The following is a 13,090-nucleotide window of genomic DNA, read 5'->3' on the forward strand; positions in this document are numbered from 1 at the left end:
TTATCAAAAATTTCCAGCGTGCAAAATTACAAAAAAATCAGTATGCTCAAATCTTTTTATTCTGCCATTTTGCTTTTTTCAGATAAATGAGACTCGAACCCAGCATCAATACATAATAAATCACTTCCGTAGTGAAGCATACGTCCACCGAAGCCTGGATAACCATACCGACTACGACAATATAAAGCGCATAAAATACTTGTACAAACACCTCCAATACCAATGCAGCCTGTGTATTACCTGTTCCTGATATGCCATTAAAATAGACATTGGCCAACGAAGCTATCAGCATAGCCCCACATACCACGTACAAAGCTGATACAGATTCTACCAATAAGGCTTCTTCATTTGTATAGATTGACAAGATACCTTCCGGAAACGCCACACACAGACCTACACACACCAGCATAATCAAAAAGGACATCCGAGAAATCTTATGTAGCAACGTAATCACCCCCGATGAGCCACTGGCACCAATCAAATTACTCACCAGTGTATTGGCTGTAGTGGAAAGCGCCTGCACAGGTATCAACAGCACCACATATACACTCCGCACAATATTGGCTACAGCCAGTTGTCGCTGACCAAGTCGTTCAAGAGCCATAAAAAATACAAACCAGATAGCCATGGCCAAAAAATACTGTACCATCGTAAAACAAGATATACGAAGGATGCGCAACACCATACTTAAATCGAACTGCCCCAAACGATTCAAGCCATATTTTTTCAAATCTATTTTATAATAGGTATAAAACAAAAAGAACAGCAATGAAGAAGCTTCGGCTACAACAGAAGCTAAAGCCGCACCACGTATTCCCATTTCCGGTAGACCTAATTCCCCAAATACCAAAGCATAATCAAGGAGCACATTCACTAAAGCCATGACAACCGCATTCAGGGTCAGCACTCTGGTACGCGTAATACCGATATAAAACCCACGAAACATCACATTCACAAAAGCAAAAAGAAATCCCCAAATACGCCAAGTGAAAAATTCGTAGGTAGCCTCGTAAATAGAATCAGAAGTAATCAGTAACCGAATTAGTGGAGCAGCAGAAAAATACATCAGTATCAGCAAACAAACCGCCATACCCAAACTAAAAGCCGTTCCCTGCCACATAACAGGTCCTACTGCCCGATAGTTCCCTTCCCCATTACGGCGGGCTATCAGAATCTGCGAACCGATACTAAAACCAAAGGCAATGGTGTAAACACAAATGTAAAGCAACCCACCCATAGCTGCTGCTCCCAAAGCAACTTCACCCACACGGCCCAAAAAAGCCGTATCAGTCACATTAATTACATTCTGTGCCAACAAGCCCAGAAAAATAGGATAAGTAACACGCCAGATTTCCTTATTGGTGTACATACATCAAAACAATACAAATGATTGGAAATTGCATACTTTTGCAAAGATACATTTTTAAAACCAGAATTACACATAAAGCTAATACAATCCCCCGCTATTTAGTTTCATATAAAACAATTTCAAATAAAATAAATTTCATTCATTTCGTTGGATTGTGTTCAATTTCACACTATTTTTGCACTCGATTTTTAATAAACAACCCACAAACGAATGAAAAAAATTCTTTTTATCAGTGCAGCGACACTGTGCATTTCCCTCCCGACTTTCGCGGGAGATTATCTGACCAATACAAATCAAAATGCTGCTTTCCTCCGAATGGTGGCACGAGGGGCTTCTATCGACGTGGACGGTGTGTATAGTAACCCCGCAGGACTTTCTTTCCTTTCGCACGAAGGATTTTATCTGTCACTGACTGGACAAAGTGCTTACCAGACCCGTGAAATTGATGCTACTTTTCCGTTTTTCCAGCAAGCCGACGGAAACAATAGCAGCCGACTGTATAAAGGAACAGCCTCTGCCCCCCTTATTCCAAGTTTTCAAGGATTATATAAAAAAGATAATTGGGTAATCTCAGCCAGTTTTGCCATTACGGGTGGCGGAGGAAAAGCTTCATTCAGCAACGGACTTCCGATGTTTGATGCACTGGCCATGGGGATGATTCACCAACAAACTGGCGGAAATGTAACCCCTCAAATGTACGACATCAACACTTCCATGGACGGAAAACAATACATTTATGGAGTACAATTAGGACTAAGCTACAAAATCAATGACTGGCTGAGTGTTTTTGCCGGAGGACGAATGAATTACGTAAAAAGTGGATATGAAGGTTACCTAAAAGCCTACATGAAAGAAAATTTAGGCGGAACTCAATTAGCAAACCTTGAATTGAACTGTGACCAGAGCGGATGGGGGCTGACTCCTATCATTGGCGTAGATGTGAAACTGGGACGCTGGAACCTAGCTGCCAAATATGAATTCAAGACAAACTTGAATATTGAGAACCAGACTCACACACTGGAAGTTCCTACAGGTACTCCCGAAGCAGTCATAAAGCCTTATGCAGACGGAGAACAAACTCCTAGCGATATTCCTGCTTATCTGAGCGTAGCTGCCGGATACGAAATTCTGCCAAATCTTCGCGCTTCTGTAGAATATCACTTCTACGATGACAAACATGCAGGTATGCTGAACGACCGACAGAAAACTCTAAAACACGGTACTCACGAATACCTTGCCGGTATGGAATGGGATATTACAAAGCGACTGACAATCAGTGGTGGATTCCAAAAAACGAACTATGGGTTAAGTGACGACTTCCAGACAGATACCAGCTTCTCGTGCGACTCTTATTCATTAGGCTTTGGAGCCAGAGTCAACCTTACACAAGCATGGAGCATTGACGTAGCCTACTTCTGGACACATTACAACAAATATACCAAAGAAACAAGTAATTACAACGGTACAGGCCTGAAAGGCACCGATATTTACAACCGTACAAACAAAGTATTTGGATTAAGTCTGAACTATAAATTCTAATTAAACACCTTTTCTGGCTTCTCATTTTTTGTATGGATGGGAAGCCAGAAAGTTTTCTTAAAAATTTTTCTACTTTCTCATTCTTTTTAGTAAAGAAAACAGATAGTTTTTGTTACTTTTGTCTATTAACACCTCGTAATAATTCTCAAAAATTAAACTATGAACAAAAAACTATCGTGGCTATTGCTCCCCGCCTTGTTGGGAGGAGCCGTACTGACTGGATGCTCGAAGGAAAGTCCGAACATGACAAGGGAGGAAGGTAATCAACCCCCTACATCAAAAAACCCCACAGAATTGTACTATGCCAACATGTTTGGCAAAGAAGCTATGAGCACCTACTACTACTGGAACAAGGAAATCAGTAATGACTTGAACAACTGGAACATCGAAACCAATAACGATCCTATCGGCACCGTCGACCGGATAAGATACCACCAAGGAGAGAAATACATCGACAAATGGTCCATGCTCACCGACGACATGGCTTCTTTCAACAGCAGTGTAGAAGGTGTTTCTACTACATTTGGCTGGAACCTGACTTTTTACCTGGTAGAACAAAAAACGAATCAGTATGCAGCAGTAGTAAACTTTGTCCATGAAGGAACTCCTGCTGCGAAAGCGGGATTAAAACGAGGAGATATTATCCTTTCTATAAATAATGAAAAAATCACCCCCGATAACTATGCGGATTTATACTACAAACCTACCTTAAAGGTTTCCCTCGGAGAACTGCAAGAAGATATCATTGCCAGCCAGAACAAGTCAATAGAGCTGACAGCCGTCAACATGTACGAGAATCCCATCATCTGCGACTCTGTATATGAATTCAACGGGAAAAAAGTGGGCTATCTGGCCTATACCGGATTTGACCTGAAATCCATCAATCCACTGATTGAAATCGGGAAAAAGTTTAAAGCAGAAGGTATTGAAGAACTGGTTTTAGACCTCCGGTACAACGGAGGAGGTTATGTTATCACTGAAAATGTGTTAGCCTCCATATTTGCCCCACAAGAAGCTGTCAGCAGTAAGAAAGTATTCGAAAAAGAAATCTACAACAACTATTTGAGCGAAATCTACCAGAAACAGGGAGAAAGTCTGGAGACTCGCTTCACGACAGAATTTAACTACCCGGAGGTGGAAGTCCATGCAAGCACTAAAGATGCCAATATCGGATTGAAAAAAATCTACGGATTAATCGGTTCCGGATCAGCGTCGGCATCAGAAGCACTGCTTGGCGGATTAATGCCTTATACAAACGTTCGACTCATCGGCACGCAGACACACGGCAAGTACTGCACCGGATGGATGCTCAGCGCAGAAGATATGTACGAGAAATGCCCGCAAGAGCTGAAGAACTGGGGAATCTACGTAATGGTCAGCATTTACCAGAATGCCGATGGAAAAACTCCCTGCATGCCCGATGGACTTATTCCTGACATCATTGTTAAAGATGACCCGATACAGGCCTATCAATTAGGAGATGTCAATGAGCCTCTTTTGAAACAAGCACTCACAGAGGCGGGATACCCATACCGCACAGCAAATACACGCAGCCGTAGCGCGGTTTCACCACACTTCCAGACACTACCGGTCGTAAAAACGCCACTCTTTGGAAAACGTATTCAATTAACCCCTTCTTTCGTTTCTTCACATTCCAAATAATTACTCAATAAAAAAGTTCGCCAGATTCCGCAAAAGAATTTGGCAAACTTTTTTATGGGCTATCTATGACGCATTTTCACTCATCCCATACCAGATAAGCAGACACCAGCCAATGGTTCAATTCATCTTTATTTACAGGCTGAGCTTCGGGTATGCTGACAGTCAAAGTATGCTTTCCGGCTTGTAAATCCGGAAATTCAACCACCTCCGGCAATACATCCGATCCGGGACACCAGTTGGAACGGGACAAATCAGAAGAAGCCAATGGCTCCTCTACTTCCTTTGTCTTATATCCCTCTTCACTGATATAAGCCGCCAGACGTTTGATAAGCCACACACCAGTGGCAGGATTAAAGCGACGGAAAGAAGCACAATCATCTCTCCAAGGAACAAAGCTATAGACCTCTTTTCCATCCACAGAAAGGATATTGCGCTTCTGCACAAACTCGTCACCACCGGAATGACCTCCATGACCCGTTACAATGTATTTCAAACGAACATTTTTCACGTTTTGCGGAAGCACAAAATCAGTAGACACAGATTTACGGGCAAAAATGTCCGGATAAGACTGACCGATATAATATACCGTATTCATCAGCGGTTCTACATGACGACGGACAAGCCTTTCACATGCCACCGGAGTTTCCTTGATTTTCAACTCCATGCTGGCCACATACCCTTCTTTTGTCCATGTGTCAATAAAGATACCGACATACACTTCCCCTTTAAGTGCCGAATATAAATCTGTAATATCCTGTTCCCACTGCACACATTTCTCCCATTTAGGAATATAAACAGGACGGCGTTTGCTGGATAAAGAGTCATCTTCCGCACTGAAATGTCCTACACCAAAAGGTGTCATGAAACGCATCAGCTCTATGGTAGGTAAATAGTCCTTTCCCGGCACAATTCCAATCATATTTTCCAGTTTCAAGCTGTCAATTTCCGGAAATTTTTTCTTTCCCTGTGCGATACTCAACAGATTCACAGCCGAATTTTTGGGAAGCACAAAACAAGAACCAGACTTATCCCAACGGTCTCCATTGGAAGCTACCGTCACCTTCAAGCTGACCGTCACATCCCGCTGGTAATCGGGAACCTGAATCTTCTTCAAGATAATACGGCCATTCACCAGATGAATGACTCCATCTGCACCGGCTGCAGAATAACCCGCATACGTATCCGGTACAAAATGAATAATCTCTTTATCAAACACCGTTAAGTTCAAATCTCCTTTTGCAGGAAGTTCCTTATGTCCTGCCGCACATACGTTCAACGCCACGAACAAGGAAACAAACATACTAACTATCTTCATATACTCAATTTATTATTTTGCGACTTCAAAACCTCTTTTATCCAAATAAGCCTTAAACTTATGCAGATACTCTTCGTCCGGCCCGTCAAAGAAAGAAATCCCTGAAGCTCCATTGTTGAAAGCCTCATCCAATGCCTGCTCAAAGGCATTCTTAATATCAGGGAACATCAATCCGGCATAAATTTTTGCCCGGCCATTAATCGTCTGTACACTTTCCTTCACCGAACGTCCAATCCACTCCGGTCCTTCATAATAAAAACCATTGTAAATCATCGGGAAGTATGCATCGAGCGACCACTGTCCCCAATCCTGACGCACCATCTTGCGAGCCATGGAAGGTCCCGGGAATACCGCTGCAGAGATACGTTTGCCATCTGCCTTGATGGTCTGCGTAATCTTATTGACCACACGCGTAATGGCATCCAGACGGAAATTTATCCATGACTGGTCTTCCATTGGATACTTCAACTCCAGCGGGTCTTTTCCGGTCTGCTCCTTGAACATCTTCCGGCATACCTCACAATAACAATAGTCATATTCCGGCAATTCAGAAGTCTGCTCAATTCCGTAATTCTTCCATAAGATCACCGGTAACACTACATCCGGGAAGCGCACATAATCCAGATGCACTCCATCCACATAAGGCAGATTCGCCTCTTTCAGGTAATCAGCAGCCAGGTATTCAGCCACCCCCTCATGACTCGGACACAAGAAGCGGTAATAATCCACATAAGCAGGCTTATCATAGCACGACTCCCCTTTGCGGTTTACGGCAAACCAGTCGGGATGCGTTTCACGCACTTCTCTGCGGTTCATGGTCCACTTCCAATAATGCGCCTCCAGACCAGCTTCCTTACACATCCGGTAAGTAGCCTCATCATACCCTTCAAACATGACTCCACTGATGCCACATTCTTTCATCAGGGCAAAATATTTCTTATAATACGCATCTCCCTTTTCCTTATTAATGCGCATCCATACCCAGTTCTTCACCTGGCGGGGAGCAAGGGCTTCACGAGTAAACCGACCGTTATGGTCTACCACATAACGCACTTTTTCTTCAGGCACGCTCACCGACATACAGAATGTACGCTGAGTAGCCTCTACCAAGATTTCAGCACCAGCAGGTAAGTCCTTCAATTCCGCCTCAGTCAAGAAGAAATTCTCTTTGGAACGAATGTAGTTTTTCTCTTTGGCATAATTATCCAATTGTGCATAAAACATGGCCCAAAGCAACTTGTAGGCAGCCATATTGTAAGGATACTTGAAGGAATCAGTACTCGTTCCTACCACCTTATCCGAAAGATACAAGAATCCCCATCTGTCGGGCATGTGCATATCGATGCGTCCGGTAGGCATCCATACCCAATTCTCTTCACGTTGTCCAGGCTTCAACCACTGCACACGTGAGAAGTTGATACGCCAGCAGTTTCCAGCCTGCGCCGGATTGGAGAAGTTCACCGTCAACGCCTTATGAGGAATGGCCATCTCCACACTCCACTGTTTGTCCTTATCTTTCGACTTGTTCAAAGTTCCTTCACGATGAATGGCCAGCTGAAGTCCCGGACAATCCCATTGAATCATAAAATTACCTCCCGAACGGTAAGGTTTGTCTAGCATCAAGTCAAAAATAACTCCTTTCGCATTGGTTTCTATTTCAAAGTAATTCTGTCCGTCCCCATCCGGATCCAGAAAAACCTCAAAGTCGTTGTCATAATAGATAATCGTATCCCGCTGACTGAGTTTCGCCTTGATATCATCCTCCTGCAAAACAGCCCCTACATAGAGATAATTGTCATCCCATAACATTTTGGCAGAAGTATCATAGCAAGGCTTGGCAAATCCTTCCCCGCTTATATCCACAAAAGAAGAAGTCGGCTGCGCTTTTTGCCAGGCCTCCTCATTCAGTTTGCCATCTATTTTAATTTTTTCATCCACACGATAGCATACATAGCCTTCGGGAAGCGTCAGCATACGTTCATACTTTTCATATAACCCCTGCCCCCAGAGCTGTCCTGCCATTGCAAATGCAAATAAACTACCTATCAATTGTTTTTTCATAATCTGTTCCCTAATTAGTTACTCTCTATAACTTGTCCTGCCCCCCGATACAGTTTAATTGGTCCGTCCAATAATACAGCAACGACAGTAATTTGTGAATCAAGTACATGGTCGGGTACATCAATATAAAGATTACCAGGCACTTCACTCCAGTAGTTCTTATTATATACCTTATAAGACAACATGGAGCCATTGCCTACCACCCATACCCGGTTGACTTTATTCATCAGGCCTTTCACTTCCACTGGACCATTAGGTTTATAAGGTAAATAGAGATATAAAATATCTCCCCCTTTATTCAGCGTTGTATATCCCTGGAAATGTTCTGTCGGAATACCGGCACGCGTATCATAAATCGCCTCCTTATGCTTTTTCGTCCAGCGTCCGAACTCTTTCAAGATAGCAATTTGCTCTTCCGGAATCGTACCGTCTTCTTTCGGGCCGATGTCCAGCAACAGATTTCCGCCCATACTCAGGCAATCCACAAAAGTCCGCAATAAGATATAAGGTGACTTATAATTGGTATCCGTATGCTGATAACCCCACGAATCATTCATCGTCATACACAACTCCCAATATTTATCTTCCGGACGTACAATAGGAACACCCTGCTCCGGCGTAGCATAATCCCCATATCCCTGAATACGCGAGTTGATAATTACATTCTTATTGTCCGAGCGCAACAAATCCACGATTCCTTTAGAGTTCCAAGCCTCCGCAGTCTGTTCCCAGTCGCCATCAAACCAATACAAGTCAGGCTTCCAAGTCTTATTCAACTCCGCTAATTGCGCCATATTAAAATTCACGAAACGTTGCCAGCGTACGGAATCATTCGTATAACGCACTTCCGTACGTGTCATGTTCGGATAATCAGGATGCGACCAGTCCAGCAAGGAATAATAGAATCCCAACTTCAATCCCTGCTTGCGAACTTCTTTTACAAAAGGACTGATTAAATCCCTTTTAGCTGGCGTACATTTGACAGTACTCAACTCGCCTGCTTTTGTATCCCATAAAGCCATTCCGTCATGATGCTTGGTCGTAATCACAGTATAACGGGCTCCACTTTCTTTAATCAAGTCTACCCAAGCCTTAGGATCATAGTTTGAGGCAGTAAAGCCATCTTTCTGGCTCATGTATTCCTCATATGGAAGGTATTTATTGAAGAAAGACCAGCTTTCAGAAACCCCCTTCACCGAATAAATACCCCAATGAATAAAAATACCCAACTTGGCATTTGAGAACCATTCCATCCTTTTTTCTTTCTTAGCATCCTGCTGTGATTTTTCCGGTGTCTGACTCATGACAGACACAACCGCACAACAAAGAGCCGTACATAAAGCTATAATTTGCTTGTTTAGCATATTGATAAAAATAAAAGATTAATACAATTCAATCGATAAAGCACAAGGGACATATGTTATTCAAAAAACAGCTTAAACATAAGGTTAAACAAAGCATCTATCCAAATCATAGAAATATTCTATATATGGCAAATATAGCAAATTTTCAAACATTTCCATTATAATTAGCCCACAAAAGGACACAAAAAAACTCCGCCAATTAGCGGAGTTCTATAACAAAAGCGGAAGCTGGGGGATTCGAACCCCCGGTACGGTTACCCGTACGGCAGTTTAGCAAACTGCTGGTTTCAGCCACTCACCCAAACTTCCAGTCTTCTTTGGAAACGCATTTTCTCTCAAATGCGGTGCAAAGATAGAGCGAGTTTTTGAGTTGTGCAAACTTTTGCCGAGATTTTTTCACAAACACATTTTACTTCCAGCCTTATTCTAAATCTCATACCACTTTGTAATTAATGCAAAATAATAATATACCACAAACTAGGTATTGTACAAAACAAGGTTTTTCACTACCTTTGCACTCGGTTTAGAAAACCACATTTACATAACTTTTTAATATTTCAAATTTATGGCAATGAATTTTAAAGAAGGTCGTTGGAACCATGAAATCAACGTCACCGATTTCGTAAAGACAAACATTACGCCTTACGAGGGCGACGCTTCATTCCTGGTCGGTCCTACTGAACGTACAAAAGCTGTTTGGAACAAATGTTTGGAAGCGCTAGCTGAAGAACGTGCAAACAATGGTGTACGCTCACTCGATCCGTCCACAGTATCAACCATCACTTCTTTCGCACCGGGATATATTGATAAGGAAAACGAAGTTATTGTCGGCTTGCAGACTGACGAAGTATTGCGCCGCGCAATCAAACCTTTTGGAGGTATCAAGGTAGTAGAAAAAGCTTGCCGTGAAAACGGAGTAGAAGTTGACCCGAAGGTTAAAGATATTTTCACTCATTATCGCAAAACTCATAACGACGGGGTCTTCGATGCATACACAGAAGAAATCCGTTCTTTCCGCTCACTTGGTTTCTTGACCGGACTTCCTGACAACTATGCACGCGGACGAATCATCGGTGACTACCGCCGTCTGGCACTGTATGGTCTGGACAGACTGATTGAAGCTAAACAAAATGATTTGCGTCACCTGACTGGTCCGATGACCGACGCCCGTATCCGTCTTCGTGAAGAAGTGGCTGAACAGATTAAGGCGCTGAAAGAAATCAAGGTCATGGGAGAACAATACGGTCTTGAACTGGGACGTCCGGCTCACAATGCACAAGAAGCTGTTCAGTGGGTATACATGGCTTACCTGGCTGCCGTAAAAGAACAGGATGGTGCTGCCATGTCATTGGGTAACGTATCGTCTTTCCTGGATATCTATATTGAATATGATATGGCTCATGGCCTGCTCGACGAAGCACACGCACAGGAGTTGATTGACCAGTTTGTTATCAAACTGCGTATGGTACGCCACTTGCGTATGCAGGCTTATACCGACATCTTTGCAGGCGACCCGACATGGGTGACTGAGTCTATTGGCGGACGCTTCAACGACGGACGTACAAAAGTAACCAAGACTTCATTCCGTTTCTTGCAGACATTGTACAACCTCGGTCCTTCACCAGAACCGAACTTGACCGTTCTGTGGAGCCCGGAACTGCCGGAAGGTTTCAAGAACTTCTGTGCACAGGTTTCTATCGATACATCTTCTATCCAGTACGAAAACGACGACCTGATGCGTGAAGTACGTAACTCTGACGACTACGGTATCGCTTGCTGTGTATCTTATCAGGACATCGGCCGTCACATCCAGTTCTTCGGTGCACGCTGTAACCTGGCTAAGGCATTGCTGCTGGCTATCAACGGCGGACGCTGTGAAAACACTGGTACACTGATGGTGAAGGATATTCCGGCATTGAGCGGTGATGTATTGAACTTTGAAGAAGTGCTTGCCAACTATAAGAAAGTGTTGAAAGAAATGGCACGCGTATACAACGAAGCCATGAACATCATCCACTACATGCACGACAAGTATTATTACGAAAAAGCTCAGATGGCTTTCGTAGATACTGACCCGGTTATCAACCTGGCTTACGGTGTGGCAGGTATGTCTATCGCTGTTGACTCATTGTCTGCCATCAAGTATGCAAAGGTAACAGCTCGTCGTAACGACATCGGACTGACGGAAGGATTCGACATCGAAGGCGAATTCCCTTGCTTCGGAAATGACGATGACCGTGTAGACCACCTGGCAGTAGACTTGATTTACTACTTCGACGAAGAGCTGAAGAAATTGCCGGTTTACAAGAATGCCAAACCGACCTTGTCTATCCTGACCATTACTTCAAATGTAATGTATGGTAAGAAAACAGGTGCCACTCCCGATGGCCGTGCCAAAGGTGTAGCATTCGCTCCTGGAGCCAACCCGATGCACGGACGCGACAAGAACGGTGCCATTGCTTCTCTGAGTTCTGTAGCTAAATTGCGCTACCGCGACTCACAAGACGGTATCAGTAACACTTTCTCTATCGTACCGAAATCTTTGGGAGTAGATATGGAAAACCGTATCGAGAACCTGGTAACGATGATGGACGGTTACTTCGTGAAAGGTGCGCACCACCTGAACGTAAACGTATTGAACCGGGAAATGCTGGAAGATGCCATGGAGCATCCGGAAAAATATCCTCAGCTGACAATTCGTGTATCTGGTTATGCAGTGAACTTCATCAAACTGAGCCGTGAACATCAGTTGGAAGTAATTTCACGCAGCTTCCACGAACGCATGTAATTCTTGCACAAAGAGTATATAATTTTAACTGGACACAAACTACCCGGATTTTCAGTCCGGTAGTTTGTGTCTATTATTTTTTATCCTATCATGATTAGAGTACATTCATACGAATCATTAGGCACATACGACGGTCCGGGAATACGTCTCGTTGTTTTCCTGCAAGGTTGTAATTTCCGATGCCTTTATTGTGCCAATCCCGATACCATTGATGCCAAAGGTGAAAGTAAAGAAACTGCTCCCGAAGAGATTCTCAAGATGGCTGTGAGCCAGAAGCCTTTTTTCGGGAAGAAAGGAGGTATTACTTTCAGTGGAGGAGAACCGACCTTTCAGGCAAAAGCCTTGATTCCCTTATTCCGCATGCTGAAAGAAGCAGGCATTCATATCTGTGTAGATACAAATGGAGGAATCTGGAACGAAGATGTAAAAGAACTGCTTTCGCTGGCAGACCTCGTTCTGCTCGATGTAAAAGAGTTCAATGACGAACGTCATAAAGCGCTCACTTCCAGAAGTAATGCACAAACCCTGAAAACTGCTGCCTGGCTTGAAGAAAACCAGAAACCATTCTGGCTGCGTTATGTACTGGTGCAGAAGTACAGCTATTTCAAAGAAGACATAGAAGCACTCGGTGAGCATTTCAAAGACTATCGCATGATTGAACGGGTTGAGATACTCCCCTATCACACTCTGGGTGTACATAAATATGAAGCCATGAAAATGGACTACCAGCTGAAGGATGTACAACTCAACACGCAAGCGCAATTAGACGAAGCGAAAGAGTTGTTTGAAAAATACTTCAAGACTGTTTATGTAAACTGACCAGTTAGTTTACAATGTATTATTCAATCTCAGTACTCCCTAAGAAGTACTGGAGTACTTTCAGGCAAGTACTGGAGTACTCCCGTGGAAGTACTACGATACTTCTTAGAAAGTACTGAAAGATGCTCTAACCACTCAATAAAAAACTTTTTTTTGAAAAAAATCATCATCCC

At 43.3% G+C, this 13,090-nt stretch carries 8 protein-coding genes and 1 tRNA gene; 4 read left to right on the forward strand and 5 right to left on the reverse strand.

From position 1 onward, the window contains the following. Nucleotides 1-46 precede the first annotated feature (46 nt). Entirely contained in the window at nt 47-1,369 is a 1,323-nt protein-coding gene (locus ACMJ0U_RS08040) for an MATE family efflux transporter (RefSeq protein ID WP_417129452.1), read from the reverse strand. Nucleotides 1,370-1,579: 210 nt separating this feature from the next. On the opposite strand from ACMJ0U_RS08040, the gene ACMJ0U_RS08045 reads away from it, so the two are divergent. Next, entirely contained in the window at nt 1,580-2,908 is a 1,329-nt protein-coding gene (locus tag ACMJ0U_RS08045; protein WP_417129453.1) for an OmpP1/FadL family transporter, read from the forward strand. 159 nt (nt 2,909-3,067) lie between these two features. Further along, nucleotides 3,068-4,570 (forward strand): S41 family peptidase, encoded by a 1,503-nt coding sequence (locus ACMJ0U_RS08050; RefSeq protein WP_417129454.1) that lies wholly within the window; start codon nt 3,068-3,070, stop codon nt 4,568-4,570. A 76-nt stretch (nt 4,571-4,646) separates the two neighbouring features. On the opposite strand, the gene ACMJ0U_RS08055 is transcribed toward ACMJ0U_RS08050, so the two are convergent. The 4 genes from ACMJ0U_RS08055 to ACMJ0U_RS08070 form a co-directional block, all read right to left on the reverse strand. Further along, nucleotides 4,647-5,885, reverse strand: a complete 1,239-nt coding sequence (locus ACMJ0U_RS08055; protein ID WP_417129455.1) for a PNGase F N-terminal domain-containing protein — start codon at nt 5,883-5,885, stop codon at nt 4,647-4,649. 12 nt (nt 5,886-5,897) lie between these two features. Then, nucleotides 5,898-7,907, reverse strand: coding sequence for a sugar-binding protein (locus ACMJ0U_RS08060; RefSeq protein WP_417129459.1), 2,010 nt, complete (start codon nt 7,905-7,907; stop codon nt 5,898-5,900). Nucleotides 7,908-7,960: 53 nt separating this feature from the next. Beyond that, nucleotides 7,961-9,250: an alpha-L-fucosidase gene (locus ACMJ0U_RS08065; RefSeq protein WP_417129461.1), complete on the reverse strand. Its 1,290-nt coding sequence runs from the start codon at nt 9,248-9,250 to the stop codon at nt 7,961-7,963. Between the two features lie 282 nt (nt 9,251-9,532). Beyond that, a tRNA-Ser gene (locus ACMJ0U_RS08070) sits at nt 9,533-9,619 on the reverse strand. A gap of 256 nt (nt 9,620-9,875) precedes the next feature. On the opposite strand from ACMJ0U_RS08070, the gene pflB reads away from it, so the two are divergent. Together pflB and pflA are read left to right on the forward strand one after the other, a co-directional pair. Then, nucleotides 9,876-12,098, forward strand: coding sequence for a formate C-acetyltransferase (gene pflB, locus ACMJ0U_RS08075; protein ID WP_417129456.1), 2,223 nt, complete (start codon nt 9,876-9,878; stop codon nt 12,096-12,098). A 90-nt stretch (nt 12,099-12,188) separates the two neighbouring features. Beyond that, nucleotides 12,189-12,917 (forward strand): pyruvate formate-lyase-activating protein, encoded by a 729-nt coding sequence (gene pflA, locus ACMJ0U_RS08080; RefSeq protein ID WP_417129458.1) that lies wholly within the window; start codon nt 12,189-12,191, stop codon nt 12,915-12,917. Nucleotides 12,918-13,090: the final 173 nt, after the last annotated feature.

The organism is Phocaeicola sp. (assembly GCF_048170425.1).
Lineage (GTDB): Bacteria > Bacteroidota > Bacteroidia > Bacteroidales > Bacteroidaceae > Phocaeicola.

What these genes read in the sequence shown, in the direction of transcription:
- pflB (WP_417129456.1), top strand. Translation starts at nt 9,876, where the DNA reads ATGGCAATGAATTTTAAAGAAGGTCGTTGGAACCATGAAATCAACGTC.
- ACMJ0U_RS08065 (WP_417129461.1), bottom strand. Translation starts at nt 9,250, where the DNA reads ATGAGTCAGACACCGGAAAAATCACAGCAGGATGCTAAGAAAGAAAAA.
- ACMJ0U_RS08040 (WP_417129452.1), bottom strand. Translation starts at nt 1,369, where the DNA reads ATGTACACCAATAAGGAAATCTGGCGTGTTACTTATCCTATTTTTCTG.
- ACMJ0U_RS08055 (WP_417129455.1), bottom strand. Translation starts at nt 5,885, where the DNA reads ATGAAGATAGTTAGTATGTTTGTTTCCTTGTTCGTGGCGTTGAACGTA.
- ACMJ0U_RS08050 (WP_417129454.1), top strand. Translation starts at nt 3,068, where the DNA reads ATGAACAAAAAACTATCGTGGCTATTGCTCCCCGCCTTGTTGGGAGGA.
- ACMJ0U_RS08045 (WP_417129453.1), top strand. Translation starts at nt 1,580, where the DNA reads ATGAAAAAAATTCTTTTTATCAGTGCAGCGACACTGTGCATTTCCCTC.
- ACMJ0U_RS08060 (WP_417129459.1), bottom strand. Translation starts at nt 7,907, where the DNA reads ATGGCAGGACAGCTCTGGGGGCAGGGGTTATATGAAAAGTATGAACGT.
- pflA (WP_417129458.1), top strand. Translation starts at nt 12,189, where the DNA reads ATGATTAGAGTACATTCATACGAATCATTAGGCACATACGACGGTCCG.